Source organism: Stutzerimonas sp. NM35, assembly GCF_054604355.1.
Genome location: NZ_CM137728.1, coordinates 126,435 through 141,581, shown reverse-complemented (window position 1 = coordinate 141,581; position 15,147 = coordinate 126,435). Strand labels below are relative to the sequence as shown.

Genomic DNA, 15,147 nt, shown 5'->3' with positions numbered 1-15,147 from the left:
GTGCGCGCTTGTGGAGGCAAGAATCAGCCTCAGAAAAACCTGCACTCCACCCGAGGAAAACTGATGCCCACGCACCGTTCGCTACTGCTCGCCTGCCTGCTTTGCTGCGCCCCGCTCTGGTCGGCGCTGGCCAAGCAGCCAAGTGTGGTCGAGGTGTCCCACTGGTGGGTGTCAGAGGGAGAGCGCGCCAGCATCGACGTGATCCGCCATCACACCGAAGCAAAAGGGCTGGCCTGGTATGAGACAGTCTTCGCCGGCAGCGGCACCAGCCGCTATATGGATATGCTCAAACAACGTGCCGCCAACGGCCAGCCACCCATGGCGGCGCAGGTGATCGGTTACGACATCCATGACTGGGCCAGCCAGGGCAAACTGGTGATCCTCGACGACATCGCCGCCGCCGAAGAATGGGATGAGGTGGTGCCCTACGGCATCCAGCATCTTTCCAAATACCAGGGCCACTGGGTCGCCGCGCCGATCAACGCCCATTCGACCAACTGGCTGTGGATCAACCACGCACAGTTCGCCCGCCTCGGCCTGGAAGCACCCGACACCTGGGCCGACCTGCTCGGCATGCTCGACAAGGCCAAGGCCGCCGGCCTGATCCCCCTGGCCATCGGTCACGAGGCCTGGGAGCACACCCTTCTGTTCGAATCGGTGGCAGTCGGCGCCGGCGGCGCGGAGTTCTACCGCCGCGCCTTCCTTGAACTGGACCCGAGTGCCCTCGACGAGGACCTGCTACGTCTCATCTTCCAGCGCATGAGCCAGTTGCGCGGCTACCTCGACCCCGGCTTCGCCAGGCGCAGCTGGGATCAGGCCACCGACCTGGTACGCAACGGCCAGGCCCTGCTCCAAGTACAGGGCAGCTGGGTCGATGGCGAATTCCACTTCCATGGCCTGCAGCCGGGGCGCGACTACGAGTGCCTGCGCTTCCCCGATACCCAAGGCGTGTTTCTCTTCAACAGCGACCAATACATGCTGCTGAGCGTCCACCCGGCGGACCCAGACACCCGCCGCACCTTCGTCAGCACGCTGATGACCATTGCACTGCAACGCGATCTGAACCTCGCCACCGGCGCCGCACCAGCGCGAGTCGACGTACCGCGTGACAGGTTTGACGTCTGCGGTCGCCAGGCCATCAGCGACCTGCGCGGAGCCAACATGCGTCGCACTCTGATGGGCTCCATCGCCATGGGTAATGCCAATCCAGGCCCGGTCAAGAATGATATCTACCAAGTGGTCAGCGACCACCTCTACAGCCGTATCGACGATGCCGAGGCCAGTCGGCGCCTACGCGCCGTCATTGCCGCCGCGCGCGCCAACGCCACTCAGGAAATCCAGCCATGAAATTCCTCGACTGCCTGAGCGTCACCAGCAAGAGCGTGCTTCCAGTGATCCTGCTGGGCACCCTGTCGGCAATCATCACCTTCTATTCGATGCTCAACCTGCGCGCGGTGAACCGCGACTACAGCGCCCTGCTGGAGCGCGACGCCCGCGCAGCCATGCTGATCGACGCCTCATTGCTCGACCTAAGCGACGCCAGCCGTCTGGTATTCAGCGTGCTGACCGAGCAGGAAGTGGCCCGCATGCGCGCCACCCAGGAACGCCTGGCGCAGCAGCAGGCGGCCTTCCGCGACAAGATCGATGCCATCGTACCGCTGATCGACGAGCCCACGCTGCGGCTGGCGAAAATCCGCGAACAGGAGCGCGAAGTGTTCGCTCTCGCCACGGACATCATCGAGGCGGCAACGCGCTGGCGCGGTGATCGCGCCCTGAACATCATCCACACCCGCTTCGACCCCGGACTGCAAGCACTGCGCAGCGAAATGGACACGCTGCGCAGCGCCATCGCCAATCACTTTCAGCAGTCCTCGGAGCGCATCGGTGCCACCTCCCGCGCCACCTTGCGAAATACCGCGCAGGCCTTCGGCCTGGCTCTGGCGACCTTCATCGGTCTGTCCGCCTGGCTGGCACTGACGCAGATCTCGCGACCGATCAACCAGCTGACCCAGGCCATGAGCCGCCTGAGCCAGCGCGACTACCAGCACCCCATCGCCCATACTGCGCGGCGCGACGAACTCGGTCGCATGGCGCGCACGCTGCTGGGGTTCCGCGACGACATGCAACGCGCCGACCGCCTGGAGCTGGAAGTGGCCGCCAGCGCCGAGGTACGCCGCCTGTCACAGCAATTGATGGATCTCACCGACGCCATGCCCGGCGCGCTATTCCAGCTGCTGGTACGCGCCGACGGCAGCCAGCACTTCGTCTTCCTCAGCGGCAAGGCCGCCGGCTTCATCGGCCCCCAGCGGCTCGGCCCAACGCCCTCGGGCCTGCTGCTGGACGAGGTACGCGCACCACTCGCCGCCGAGACACTGGTGGCTATCGAACAGCTCATAGCCCACAGCCGCGCCAGTCTGGAACCGCTCGACTTCGACCTGCTGGTGGCCCTGGACGGGCGGCATTTCTGGCTTAAAACCCTGGCCAGCGCTCGTCGCACGGAAGATGGCGGCACCCTGTTCAATGGGGTGTGGCTGGACGTCAGCGAGAGCAAGGCACAAGCCAGTGCTCTGGAACATGCCAAGGAGCAGGCCGAGCAGGCAGCCCAGGCCAAGACCGCCTTCCTCGCGACCATGAGTCACGAGATCCGTACGCCGATGAACGCCATCATCGGCCTCACGCAACTGAGTCTGCGCCACCCTCTGGAGCCTGAACTGTGTGGGCGCCTGGAAAATATTCTGCGCGCCGGCCAGCACCTGCTCGGCATCATCAACGACATTCTTGATTTCTCGAAAAGCGACAGCGGCCACCTGCAAGCCGAACGGATCGCCTTCGTGCCCCAGCATATTCTTGACGGCGTGCAGCAGATGGTCGCCGAGCACGCCGGTGAAAAGGGCCTGGAGCTGCGAATCGAACCGGCCGGGCACCTGCCAACGCTGCTCGGCGACCCGCTGCGCATCAGCCAGATCCTGCTCAACTACGCCAACAACGCCGTCAAGTTCAGCACGCATGGCGTGGTTCACCTCAGCCTCGACCTGCGGCACAGCGCGCAGGGATCGGCCTACCTGTATGGCGAGGTCAAGGATCAGGGGATCGGCCTCAGCGAGGAACAGCAGATCCATCTATTCCAGCCTTTCCAGCAAGCCGACAGCAGTATCACTCGACGCTTCGGTGGCACCGGTCTGGGTCTGGCCATCTCGCGTAATCTGGCGCAACTGCTGGGCGGCGAGGTAGGCATGTGCAGTCAGCCTGGCGAGGGCAGCACCTTCTGGTTCCGCGTGCGGGTCGAAGAGATACCGCCAGTCACCGTCGAAGCCCCGCAGGAACCAGCCCCGATCTCGCCACAAAACCTGCAAGGTCTGCGCCTGCTGCTGGTGGACGACAATGAGCTCAACCGACTGGTGGCCAGCGAACTGCTACGCGAGGCCGGCATCCAGCTCGACCAGGCCCAGGGTGGCCGGCACGCGCTCGACCTGCTGCGTCAGTCTCCGGACAACACCTACGCAGCCGTGCTGATGGACATGATGATGCCCGAACTGGATGGTCTAAGCGCCACCCGCCAGCTACGCCGCGAGCCGCGCTTCGCCCAGCTGCCAGTGATTGCCATGACAGCCAATGCCAGCCAGGAGGACGTCGAGCAATGCCTGGCCGCCGGTATGAACGCCCACGTAGCCAAGCCCATCGACGAACAACTGCTGTGGAAGGCGCTGATCCGCCATTGCCTGACGCCGCAAGAGGTTTCCGAATGGGTGCCGCCGCCCCCGCCGGTACGTCCTGCAACCCCCGTCGTCGACTTCGACCCAAGGCCACTGGAACATCTGCGCCAGCTGATCAGCAACGAGCGTTTCAGCCGCATGCTGGAAATGCTGGTCGAGGACTGCGAGCGACGCGGCGAGCTGTTCGGTGCCATTGCCATCGGCCAGGCCTGCGATCCGGCAACACTACGGCAGAACGCCCACGACCTGATCGGTACCGCCGGACACGCCGGCCTCCAGCACCTGGGCCAGCTGGGCCGCGCCCTGCACGAGGCACTACGCGACGCCGATCAGGACGAGGTGCGCCGCCAGGCACTGGCGATTCAGCAAGCCGCGAATGACGCTGCCGAAGCCCTGCGGCGGCACTTCACCTAGTGGCGCGCGGCCTGTCATTCGCGTACCTACACCTCGAGGGGTCAGGAAACTACGCACTCGAACCCAGCCTCAGCCCAGTTTCATCTCCCTCGCAATAGGGCCGGGCTGAGAGTCACCGGACTGACCACACAGTCGCTCGATACAGGACAACAACTCCTCGGCGCTGACCGGCTTGAGCAGCTCGGCGTCGAAACGCAGCCGCTCGCCGTTGTTCTCGGCGCGTGCCGGCGAGGCCGAGTAGAGCAGCACCGGCAGGCCCGGTCGATGGCGGCGCACCTCACGCAGCAGCGCCCAGCCGTCCATGCCCGACATGAACTGATCGGTGATCACCAGATCGACGTCCGCCCAGGCGATGGACGCCAGCGCCTCTTCGCCGCTGCCCGCCAGGGTCACGTCATAGCCGTGGCCGGCGATCAGGTCGCCAAGAAACTCCCGTGTCAGCTCGACGTCTTCCACCAGCAGGATGCGCCGCCCCGCACCATCACTGGCCGTTGCGTGAGCGTCGTGAAAGACCTGCTCCACCGCTTCCTCGGAAGCGCTCTGCACCCGCAGCACGAAGCTGAACAGCGTGCCGCCGCCGGGCCTGTCCTCGAAGGCCAGCGTGCTGTCCATCTGTCGCAGCAAGTCGTCGACTATCGCCAGGCCAAGACCGAACCCCTCGACACCGTGGACGTTGCCGCCGCGCTGGAACGGTCGCAGCAACTGCTCGCGAACGTCCTCCGTCAGCCCGATGCCATTGTCCGCCACGCTGAAACGCAGGGAGAAACCTTGTGTCTCGGCCCCGAGATTCTCCACCCGCAGCACGATCAGCCCCTCGCGGGTGAACTTGCTGGCATTTCCCAGCAGGTTGACCAGCACCCGGCGCAACTGCCGGAAGTCGGCCTGTACCAGCAGCGGCAGATCGGTCGCGAACTGGCAATCCAGGCGATTACCCTGGCGCTGGGCAAGAAAATGCGCCTCGCTGCCGATCTCGTGCAGGAAGCCGTAGAGGTAACCCGGCGCCAGTACCAGCTCCTCCTGTGACAACTCGCCCCGTGAAAACTCCAGCAGCTCGTCGATCAGCTCCAGTTGCAGACGCGCGTTGCGCTCGATGCGCTGCGGGTAGTCCTGGATACCCTCATCGTTGATCAGGCGGGTATAGTTGATAATGCCGCTCAACGGCGAACGCAGGTCATGGCTGATCCGCGCCAACAGCGCGCTGCGCGCCTTCAGCGATTCGCGCAACTGCTCGGTTCGCCGCGCCACCGTGCTTTCCAGATGCTGCTGCTCGGCTGCCCGCAACGCTTCCAACTCGGCGCTGACGAGCCGGGCATCACGCCGGGTACGGGTGAATTCCGAGATCAGGGTAAAGAACAACAGCACCGCCCCCATCAGCCCCGAAGCCAGATCAAGCTGATCCTCGCCATACGACCAGGGCGCAGGCTGGCCATCTAGGAACAGCAGTGGCATGAGTCCCTGGACCACCAGCAAGGCAGTCAGCGCCCAGCCCAGCCAACTCAGCCGCAGCCCGTGCCACCAGACGCCCAGGCACAGCAGCGGCACCAGCATGTAGAAACCCCAGCGCAACGTACTGAACAGGTTGCGGCTGCCGACAAAGTCGAACACCGTGCCGCCCAGCAACAGTACGCCCACCGCCACCGAGTAGAGAATCAGCGGCGCGCGCCAGAGCGGCGGCAAACGAGGCACCTGGAACAGGATGCCTATGTAGAGCATGAACAGTAGCGCGGCGCAGCCGGACAGCACGCCCACCAGCTCGCGCGACCAGGGCAACAGCGCCGGCAGGTAGAACAGGTAGCCGTTGACCACACCGGTCAGCAACAGGTAGGCCAGGCTCGACAGCGCATTGGCCAGCAGCAGCATGGAACGTATCTGCACGCCGACGATCAGGCCGAACGGCACGATCAGCAACATGATCCCCAGCACCACACCATCGATCAGGCTGGCACGCTCGCCGCTGCGCAAGCGTTGCTCCTCACTGTGCAGGCGTGGCGCCACGGCCAACAGGCTGCGGCTGGCGACTCTCACCATTACCTCGCGCTCTTCCCCGGCCATGACCAGTAGCGGGAACAACGGTTGGCGCTGCTGCACGCTCCATTCCGGCAACGGATAAACACTGCCGGCGCGCATCTCATGCCATTGCCCGTCCTGGTGCTGGAAGACCTGCACCTGCTCCAGACGCGGCTCGCCGACCTGCAGCCAGGCATGACAGAACTCCGTGCCCGGATTGCGCACCTGCAGGCGCAACCAGAAGGCCGAATAGCTGAAGCTGTACGGGAAGGCACCCCGATGCAGCGCCTGGAAGCGCTCCGCAGGAAGCCGGCTCACGACGTCCACCGTCAGTGCGCCGCCGGGGTCCTCGAACAGTAGCACTGTCTCTTGCAGCGCCAACCGGCAATCGCTATCCCCCGCCTGTGACGGCAGCGACGCGGACAACAGCAGCAACAGCAACAACAGTCGGCTCATGTATGGCTTCGCAGCCGCTCGCGGAACTGACTCGGCGTCACACCGTGGCGCGCACGGAATGCCGTCGTGAAGTTACAGGCACTGCGAAAACCGATCTGCTCGGAGATGTCTTGCACACTCATGCCGCTGTCGGCCAGCAGCTCTTGACCTCGGCGCATTCGCAGCTCGCGCACATAGGCGAACACCGAGGTTCCCAGATGACTGCGGAAGATGGTCGACAGGCGCTTGTCGTGAGTACCGACCTTGCGCGCGATATCCGCCAACTGCGGCAAGTCCGCAAGTTCCTGAGCGATCAGACGTAGCGCCGCTTGCAGAATCAACTGTTCTGCATCCACCACATCCGACTGCTCTTGCGCGGGCTGAGCCGGTCGGGCGCGACGTGCCAGTTGCAAGTGCACGCGCATGCGAGCCAGCACCTCGGCTGGCTCGAACGGCTTGAGTACGTAATCCACGCCACCCAGCTCAAGCCCTTCCAGGCGCTCCTCAAGCGAGCCGGCCGAGGTCAGGAAGATCACCGGCACATCGCGAGAGGTCGGCGACTCGCGCAACAGACGACACAGGGTGAAACCGTTCATCTGCGGCATATGCACGTCGAGCAGGATCAGGTCGGGGCGCAGCGCCAGAGCCCGTTGCAGTCCCTGGCGGGCCTCACTGGCCAGCGACAGCCGCCAACCCTGGGCGCGAATCTGCTGCAGCAGCAGTTTCAACCCCTCTGGCGTGTCGTCGATTACCAGGATCAGCGGGGTATGGCCAATATCTTTGCTCGCGAACATGACAACTTGTTCTCTCAAGTCGAAGGGCAGGTTCTTCGGCGATGTCCTCCTCTGGCAAAGGTCACGCCCTCTTATTCAAAAGCCCAGATGCAAAGCGGCAAATAAGATAGCGCAATAATACGGAGGGAATAATGAGCGAACGTTCTCCCAGGGCGAACAGAGCGTCCCAAAAACAACAACCAAAAACCTCGACTACAGCAAGAACCCTGGGCGATCTCTACTGGTACGCCCAAGTCGTCGAAGCCGGGAGCTTTTCTGGCGCAGCCGAACGCACCGGGATCGCCAAATCCAGCCTCAGCCGGCGCATCGCCCAGCTCGAACAGGTACTCAAGGTGCAGTTGCTCAACCGCAGCACCCGCCTGTTTGCCATGACCACGGTCGGTGAGCAGATCTATCGGCACGCACTGGAGATGATCTCAGCCCTGGAGGCTGCACTTCAGTGCGCAGTGGAAACCAACAACACGCCATCCGGCTTGATTCGGCTGGCGGCTCCCAGCGCACTAGCGGATTGGGTTCTGGGCGCTATGGCTGAATTCCAGCGTAGCCACCCGAGAGTACAGTTCGCGCTGATCCTGGAAGACCGGCCAGTGGATCTCGCCACCCAACGCCTCGATCTGGCACTGAACCTGAACGAGGTACCCGAAGACAGTAATATCGTAGCCCGCCCACTCGCCGAATTATCCATGGTGATCGTGGGCAGCCCCGCATTGCTGACGAGCCTGGGCAACCCATCAACGCTGGACGGCATCGCTGACAACAACCTCTTGACGCTCGGAGCCAACACTCAGCCCCAAGCCTGGCGACTACAGAGTGGGCCACGAGAAATCCATCAGCCAGCATTGCTCGCCGAAAATACCCAGACACTACTCAAAGCCGCCCGTGCCGGGCTGGGTCTGGCCTGCTTGCCACTTTATGCCTGCAGTACAGACTTGGCCGCACAGAACCTGAAACTGGCCTGCCCCAGTGAGCATTTACCACCTGCCACTCTTTACGCCCTGACACCACCATACAAAGGCATTACTTCTACGGCCCGACAACTGATTGAGAGTATGCGTCACGCTCTTACCAACGATCTTCAGGGTATCGAATTCAACTCCAGAGGCAGTGATCAACCGACCTGCTGGAGCTGAAAGACTGCCTGCTCAGGAGCGATGAGCTGATGCAGAAACTCCGGGTGACCGAGGCAACGAAAGCACCACGCTGGCACCGGAAGATCACCGCGCACAGATACGTGCGGTGCTGATTGCGCGCAAGGCCTGAGCCTGCGCGCCAAAAGCATCAAGCCCGCGGCGCAGCGGCCAGGATCAGCTGCTTCATCTCCATAACGGCCTGTTTGAAGCCGACGAACAGCGCATGAGCAACGATCGCATGGCCGATGTTCAGCTCGTTGATGCCCTCAATCGCAGCGATGGCTTCGGCATTGTGGTAATGCAGCCCGTGGCCGGCATTGACGATCAGGCCATGGCCCAGCCCCGCTTCCACGCCCTCGCGAATGCGCGCCAGCTCGACGGCACGTTCGGCGACACCCTGGGCATCGGCATAGCGCCCGGTATGCAGCTCGATGGCCGGCGCGCCCAGACGGGCGGCGGCTTCGATCTGGCGCGGATCGGCGTCGATGAACAGCGATACCTGCGCACCACAGGCAGTCATGCGGTCGATGGCGTCACGGATGCGCGACTCCTGCCCCGCCACGTCCAGCCCACCTTCGGTGGTGAGCTCCTGCCGGGTTTCCGGGACCAGGCAGACATGCTCCGGTCGCAGCTGCTCGGCGAAGGCGAGCATGGCCTCGGTGACGCCCATCTCGAAGTTCATCCGCGTCTGCAACGCGTCCTTCATCATCAGAACGTCGCGCTCCTGGATATGTCGGCGATCCTCGCGCAGATGCACGGTAATGCCGTCCGCGCCGGCCTCCTCGGCATCCAGTGCGGCCTTGAGCGGATCGGGATAGCGGGTGCCGCGCGCCTGGCGCAGTGTCGCGACGTGATCGACGTTGACACCGAGCAGAATTCGATTGGCTTCAGTCACGCGGGGACTCCTTCATGTTCATGAACAATTCACGGCTGACCAGGGGTCGACCGCCCAGATGGGGCGCCAGCGCCTGACGCATCAGCCGCTTGGCCGCCGCCAGTGCGCCGGGAACGTCCCAGTCAGCCTCGGCCATCGCCAGTAGCTCCGCACCGTTGAACAGCCCCGGCTGAAAATGACCGACGGGCTCCAGTCCGGTATCCGGCACAAGCCGATACAGCCCGGCGCTGGCGATAGGCTGCCCGCAGACGTCCCGATCAAGCGCGAAACCATAGCCCAGTTCACTTAGCAAACGCCATTCGAATGAGCGCAGCAGGGGTTCCAGCGGACGTTTCGCCGCCAGCGCCGGCAAGGTTTGCAGGTAGTGCTCGAACAGATCAGGGTGGGCATCTTCAGCCGGCAGCAGCCGAATCAGCAATTCGTTGAGATACATGCCGGCGAACAGCGCACTGCCTTCGAGCCAGTGCGCCAGCCCATTGGCCTCCAGTCGCCCGACGTTCTTCAGCTCGCCACGCCCCCGAAACTCCACCTCCAGCGGCACGAAGGGCCGCGCCAGCGTACCGGCCTTGCCTCGCGCGCCCCGCAACACGGCCCGCAGCCGCCCCTGAGGCGTAAAAAAATCCACCAGCGCACTGCTCTCACGATAGGGGCGACTGTGCAGGACAAAGGCGGATTGGGAGGGGATGGAATCCATATGGGCGGGACTATGGGGGCTGTGCGGGGTTTATGCATTCACATGGCAGGTTTTCTCTGGCCCCACCGGCGCTCGTCGGGTCGATGAAGCGTGACCCGACCTACAAAGCGTCGTAGGTCGGATTAGCCGAAGGCGTAATCCGACAATCCGAAGGCGCCCTCACAGCGCCTGACCATCCGCACGATGAAGACTCACCCATCAGCTTTTTCGTCCAGCCTCCAGCGCCCTTCTCGCCTTCTCGCTTACTGGTAGCCCAGCGAATGCAGCGCACGTTCGTCATCGGACCAGCCGCTCTTGACCTTCACCCACAGGTTCAGCATGACCTTGGAGTCGAACAGCACTTCCATGTCCTTGCGGGCTTCCTGGCCGATGCGTTTGATGCGCTCGCCCTTGTCGCCGATGATGATTTTCTTCTGCCCGTCGCGCTCGACCAGAATCAGCGCATGGATATGCAGAACATGCCCTTGCTGTTTGAAGTCCTCGATCTCGACGGTGATCTGATAAGGCACTTCCGCCCCCAGCTGGCGCATGATCTTTTCGCGCACCAGTTCGGCGGCAAGGAAACGGCTGCTACGATCGGTGATCTGGTCTTCAGGGAAAAAGTGCTCGCCTTCAGGCAGATGCGAGGCCACCAGTTTCTCGAACACATCGAGATTCTGCCCGTGCTGGGCGGAAATCGGCACGATCTCGGCATTGGGCAACTGCTGCGCCAGCCACTCGAAGTGCGGCAGCAGCTCACTCTTGTCTTCGACGCGATCGGTCTTGTTCACCGCGATGATCACAGGCCCCTCGACATACTGAACACGTTCGAGTACCAGCTGGTCTTCCTCGGTCCAACGCGTGCGATCGACGACGAACACCACGACATCGACATCCTTGAACGCCGATGAGGCCGTGCGGTTCATATAGCGGTTGAGTGCTGTCTCGCCATTCTTGTGCATGCCGGGGGTGTCGACATAGACGGCCTGAACGGCGCCTTCGGTCTTGATTCCGAGCATGTTGTGGCGGGTGGTCTGCGGTTTGCGCGAAGTGATGGCGAGCTTCTGCCCGAGGACGTGGTTGAGCAGCGTCGACTTGCCAACATTGGGGCGACCCACGATGGCCACATAACCGCAGCGGCTTACCGCATCTTCTGTCTGTTGTTCAATCATGTCCATTCTCCACGCCCAGCGCGATGAGTGCCGAAGCAGCGGCAACCTGTTCGGCAATGCGCCGACTGGCACCCTGCCCCTGTGTCTTCTCGTTGAGCAGCGCTACCTGGCACTCGACGAAGAAGGTCCGGCAATGCGGCTCACCCTCGATAGCCACCACTTCATAGCGCGGCAGCTCACAGGCACGCGATTGCAGAAACTCCTGCAGACGGGTCTTCGGGTCCTTGTTGGTGTCGACCAGCGTCAGCCCCTGCAGTTCGTTGGCCAGCCAGGCCAGCACACGATCACGCGCGGTTTCCATGCCGGCATCCAGGTAGATCGCGCCGATCAGGGCCTCCAGCGTGTCGGCCAGGATCGATTCGCGGCGAAACCCGCCGCTCTTCAGTTCGCCCGAGCCCAGGCGCAGGTATTCGCCCAGCTCGAAGCCACGGGCCAGTACCGCCAGCGTCTCGCCCTTGACCAGGCGCGCGCGCAGACGGGACAGCTGCCCTTCCTTCGCCTGGGGGAAGTGTGTGAACAACGCCTCCCCGGCGATGAAGTTGAGAATGGCATCGCCAAGGAATTCCAGACGCTCATTGTTGCGTCCGGCATAACTGCGATGAGTGAGAGCCAGGAGCATCAGCTCCTGATCCTTGAATTGATAACCGAGCTTGCGCTCGAGACGGGCTAACGAAGTGCTCACGGCATCCTTAGGCGATATTCTTTGTCGAAGTTCGCCACCAGATCCAGATTGCGGATCAGGGGCTCGCGCTTTTCGTAATTCAGGTGAACCCTGAATTCATTGTTTTCAATCACGACCTTCAGCGCCTCTTCCAGATTCAGGTCGCGAATGCCATTGACGTCCATGCCCCGGCGAACGTGACTGTAGAAGTCACGCACGCTGCGCACTTCCGTAGTTTGGTCACTTTCTACCCCGGAAATGATCTTGTCCATGGACATATAGTCGAAGTAATGCGGCAGCATCTTGAATGCCGTGCTGGCGAAAAACGCCACCAGCGCCAGCACCATGATCCAGCTCAGCATGGACAGCCCTTTTTGCGAACGAGCGAAACTCATGTCGACCTCTACGTCGTGCATTACCCACCGATCGGGGCTGGATAAATATAGCGGGACGGGCCGCAGGAACCGGGCCGTGATTCACAGACTCAGTGAATCAGGCCGACTCGGGAAAAGTGTGGCAGGTTGCTGAGCTTCGGATCGGACCAACTCATCCATATCGCAAAGGCCTTGCCGACGATATTGCGGTCAGGAACCATGCCGGCGAGCTCAGCGGGAATCGCCGCACCCTGCCAGTAGCGGCTGTCGTTGGAGTTGTCGCGGTTGTCACCCATCATGAAATAGTGACCCTGCGGCACGCGCCACTCGCGATCAGGCTCTACCTGATACCGCCGCATTTCCTTGCGAATCATGTGCTCGGCTTCGCCCAGTTTTTCCCGATACAGCCTGGCGCTGCCCAGGCTGCCAGGCTCGTCACCCACCAGCATTTCGGGCACCGACTGACCATTGATGGTCAGGCGCCTGTCGCTGCCATAGCGAATCACATCGCCCGGCAGGCCAATGACACGCTTGATGTAGTTGATATTCGGATCGTTGGGATAGCGAAACACCATGACATCGCCACGTTTCGGATCGCTGACGTCGATGATCTTGGTATCGACCACCGGCAGCCGAATCCCGTAGGCGAATTTGTTGACCAGGATGAAATCGCCCACTTCCAGGGTCGGGATCATCGACCCGGACGGAATCTGGAACGGCTCGATCAGAAAGGAACGCAACACCAACACGATGGCCAGCACGGGAAAGAAGGATTTGCCATATTCGATCAGTACCGGCTCCCGGCTCAAGGCCTCCAGCGTGCTCTGATCGAGCTCGCCGGCACTGCGCTCGTAGCTGGCTATCGCCGCCCGCCGACGCGGTGCAAAAAACACCAGATCGAGAAGCGCGAGAAAACCGCATAGCGCAACGGCAATCACCAGCAACAGCGGGAAATTGATCGACATATCAACTATCTACCTTGAGCACCGCGAGGAATGCTTCCTGCGGGATTTCCACGTTACCCACCTGCTTCATGCGTTTCTTGCCCGCCTTCTGCTTCTCCAGCAGCTTGCGCTTGCGGCTCACGTCGCCGCCGTAACACTTGGCCAGAACGTTCTTGCGCAAGGCTTTCACGGTGCTTCGAGCAACGATCTGACCGCCAATGGCAGCCTGAATCGCGACGTCGAACATCTGTCGGGGGATCAGCTCCTTCATCTTCTCGACGAGCATGCGACCCTTGTAGTGCGCATTGTCGCGATGCACGATCAGTGCCAGCGCATCGACTTTCTCGCCGTTGATGAGGATATCCAGACGGGTCAGGTTGGCCGATTGGAAGCACTCGAAGCTGTAGTCCAGAGAGGCGTAACCACGGCTGACCGACTTCAGGCGATCGAAGAAGTCCAGCACCACTTCGCTCATCGGCAGGTCGTAGCGAACCTGTACCTGAGAGCCGAGGAACTGCAGATCGCGCTGCACGCCACGCTTCTCGATACAGAGGGTGATGACACTGCCCAGATGCTCCTGCGGTACCAGGATATTGGCACGCACGATCGGCTCGCGCATGTCTTCGATGGCGGACAGGTCCGGCAATTTCGACGGACTGTCGACGTAGATGGTTTCGCCGTTCTTCAGTGCCAGTTCGTAGACCACGGTCGGCGCGGTGGTGATCAGATCCAGGTCGTATTCGCGTTCGAGGCGTTCCTGGATGATCTCCATGTGCAGCATGCCGAGGAAGCCGATACGGAAGCCGAAACCGAGGGCATCGGAGCTTTCCGGCTCGTACTGCAGGGCGGCATCGTTGAGGGTCAGCTTCTGCAGCGCGTCGCGGAAGTCTTCGAAATCATCCGAACTGACCGGGAACAGGCCGGCATAGACCTGCGGCTTGACCCGTTTGAAGCCGGGCAGCATCTCGACGTCCGGGGTGTTGGCCAGCGTCAGGGTATCGCCTACCGGTGCCCCTAGAATGTCCTTGATGCCGGCGATGATGAAGCCCACTTCGCCGGCTTTGAGGTCGGTCGTACTGGTGTGTTTCGGATTGAACACGCCAACGCTGTCGACCTGGTGCGTCTTGCCGGTGGATTTGACCAGCACCTTGTCGCCTTTCTTGATTCGACCGTGACGGACACGGACCAGCGAGACGACGCCCAGGTAGTTGTCGAACCAGGAGTCGATGATCAACGCCTGCAATGGCGCATCGACTTCACCGGTGGGCGGCGGAATGGTCGCGACCAGGCGCTCCAGCACCTCATCGACGCCCATGCCGCTCTTGGCGCTGCAGGCAACGGCATCGGTCGCATCGATACCGATGATGTGCTCGATCTCGTCCTTGACCTTGTCCGGGTCGGCCTGGGGCAGATCCATCTTGTTCAGGACGGGCATGACTTCCAGGCCCTGCTCGATGGCCGTGTAGCAGTTGGCAACCGACTGCGCCTCGACACCCTGCCCGGCATCGACCACCAGCAGCGCACCTTCGCAGGCCGCCAGCGAGCGGCTCACCTCGTAGGTGAAGTCCACGTGGCCGGGGGTGTCGATGAAGTTGAGCTGATAGGTCTTGCCGTCACGCGCCTTGTAATGAAGGGTCACGCTGTGGGCCTTGATGGTGATGCCGCGCTCGCGTTCGAGGTCCATGGAGTCGAGGACCTGGGAAGCCATTTCACGCTCTGTCAGGCCACCGCACATCTGAATGAAGCGGTCGGCCAGGGTCGACTTGCCATGATCAATGTGCGCGATGATGGAAAAATTGCGGATATGACTCAGGTCACTCACAGCTAAACACTCGAATATGCCGCAGGCCGATTGCCCGCCGAAAAATAGCCGCGGATTGTACCTGATCGGTTTTTTCAGCGCCACGCCGAGTCAGGACCTCCTGGCTGGCGCGG

At 62.2% G+C, this 15,147-nt stretch carries 12 protein-coding genes; 3 read left to right on the top strand and 9 right to left on the bottom strand.

Annotated features, from left to right (window positions below):
* Positions 1-63 precede the first annotated feature (63 nt).
* Entirely contained in the window at positions 64-1,347 is a 1,284-nt protein-coding gene (locus tag ACYCFC_RS00680) for an ABC transporter substrate-binding protein (protein ID WP_459652849.1), read from the top strand.
* Positions 1,344-4,127, top strand: coding sequence for a hybrid sensor histidine kinase/response regulator (locus tag ACYCFC_RS00675; protein ID WP_459652848.1), 2,784 nt, complete (start codon positions 1,344-1,346; stop codon positions 4,125-4,127). The genes ACYCFC_RS00680 and ACYCFC_RS00675 overlap by 4 nt, the downstream gene beginning before the upstream one ends.
* Before the next feature lie 69 nt (positions 4,128-4,196).
* On the opposite strand, the gene ACYCFC_RS00670 is transcribed toward ACYCFC_RS00675, so the two are convergent.
* On the bottom strand, positions 4,197-6,590 hold the full coding sequence (locus ACYCFC_RS00670) for a hybrid sensor histidine kinase/response regulator (RefSeq protein WP_459652847.1): 2,394 nt from the start codon (positions 6,588-6,590) through the stop codon (positions 4,197-4,199).
* Positions 6,587-7,363: a response regulator transcription factor gene (locus ACYCFC_RS00665; RefSeq protein WP_181084818.1), complete on the bottom strand. Its 777-nt coding sequence runs from the start codon at positions 7,361-7,363 to the stop codon at positions 6,587-6,589. The genes ACYCFC_RS00670 and ACYCFC_RS00665 overlap by 4 nt, the downstream gene beginning before the upstream one ends.
* A gap of 131 nt (positions 7,364-7,494) precedes the next feature.
* Here ACYCFC_RS00665 and ACYCFC_RS00660 point away from each other — a divergent pair, with 131 nt between their 5' ends.
* Entirely contained in the window at positions 7,495-8,493 is a 999-nt protein-coding gene (locus ACYCFC_RS00660; RefSeq protein WP_181084820.1) for a LysR family transcriptional regulator, read from the top strand.
* 148 nt (positions 8,494-8,641) lie between these two features.
* Here ACYCFC_RS00660 and pdxJ read toward each other — a convergent pair whose 3' ends face one another.
* The 7 genes from pdxJ to lepA all read right to left on the bottom strand — a co-directional run bounded on the left by pdxJ (position 8,642) and on the right by lepA (position 15,034).
* Complete coding sequence (gene pdxJ, locus ACYCFC_RS00655) at positions 8,642-9,388, bottom strand: pyridoxine 5'-phosphate synthase (protein ID WP_459652846.1); 747 nt, start codon at positions 9,386-9,388, stop codon at positions 8,642-8,644.
* The gene (gene recO, locus ACYCFC_RS00650) at positions 9,381-10,082 is read right to left on the bottom strand and encodes a DNA repair protein RecO (protein WP_459652845.1); all 702 of its coding nucleotides are present in this window, start codon (positions 10,080-10,082) and stop codon (positions 9,381-9,383) included. The genes pdxJ and recO overlap by 8 nt, the downstream gene beginning before the upstream one ends.
* Positions 10,083-10,324: 242 nt before the next feature.
* Positions 10,325-11,233: a GTPase Era gene (era, locus tag ACYCFC_RS00645; protein ID WP_181084826.1), complete on the bottom strand. Its 909-nt coding sequence runs from the start codon at positions 11,231-11,233 to the stop codon at positions 10,325-10,327.
* A complete protein-coding gene (gene rnc / locus ACYCFC_RS00640; protein WP_181084828.1) occupies positions 11,226-11,915 on the bottom strand; it encodes a ribonuclease III in 690 nt (229 codons plus the stop codon). Before rnc ends, era begins: the two co-directional genes overlap by 8 nt.
* Positions 11,912-12,289 carry a DUF4845 domain-containing protein gene (locus ACYCFC_RS00635; RefSeq protein WP_181084830.1) on the bottom strand — a complete coding sequence of 126 codons (378 nt, stop codon included), beginning with the start codon at positions 12,287-12,289 and terminating at the stop codon, positions 11,912-11,914. The genes rnc and ACYCFC_RS00635 overlap by 4 nt, the downstream gene beginning before the upstream one ends.
* 89 nt (positions 12,290-12,378) lie before the next feature.
* Positions 12,379-13,233 carry a signal peptidase I gene (gene lepB, locus ACYCFC_RS00630; protein WP_181084832.1) on the bottom strand — a complete coding sequence of 285 codons (855 nt, stop codon included), beginning with the start codon at positions 13,231-13,233 and terminating at the stop codon, positions 12,379-12,381.
* A gap of 1 nt (position 13,234) precedes the next feature.
* On the bottom strand, positions 13,235-15,034 hold the full coding sequence (gene lepA / locus ACYCFC_RS00625; protein ID WP_181084834.1) for a translation elongation factor 4: 1,800 nt from the start codon (positions 15,032-15,034) through the stop codon (positions 13,235-13,237).
* Positions 15,035-15,147 lie beyond the last annotated feature (113 nt).

Bases quoted from the DNA above. Each gene is read 5' to 3' on its own strand.
- ACYCFC_RS00660 (WP_181084820.1), top strand. From the start codon at position 7,495: ATGAGCGAACGTTCTCCCAGGGCGAACAGAGCGTCCCAAAAACAACAA.
- lepB (WP_181084832.1), bottom strand. From the start codon at position 13,233: ATGTCGATCAATTTCCCGCTGTTGCTGGTGATTGCCGTTGCGCTATGC.
- recO (WP_459652845.1), bottom strand. From the start codon at position 10,082: ATGGATTCCATCCCCTCCCAATCCGCCTTTGTCCTGCACAGTCGCCCC.
- ACYCFC_RS00670 (WP_459652847.1), bottom strand. From the start codon at position 6,590: ATGAGCCGACTGTTGTTGCTGTTGCTGCTGTTGTCCGCGTCGCTGCCG.
- ACYCFC_RS00675 (WP_459652848.1), top strand. From the start codon at position 1,344: ATGAAATTCCTCGACTGCCTGAGCGTCACCAGCAAGAGCGTGCTTCCA.
- era (WP_181084826.1), bottom strand. From the start codon at position 11,233: ATGATTGAACAACAGACAGAAGATGCGGTAAGCCGCTGCGGTTATGTG.
- ACYCFC_RS00635 (WP_181084830.1), bottom strand. From the start codon at position 12,289: ATGAGTTTCGCTCGTTCGCAAAAAGGGCTGTCCATGCTGAGCTGGATC.
- ACYCFC_RS00680 (WP_459652849.1), top strand. From the start codon at position 64: ATGCCCACGCACCGTTCGCTACTGCTCGCCTGCCTGCTTTGCTGCGCC.
- ACYCFC_RS00665 (WP_181084818.1), bottom strand. From the start codon at position 7,363: ATGTTCGCGAGCAAAGATATTGGCCATACCCCGCTGATCCTGGTAATC.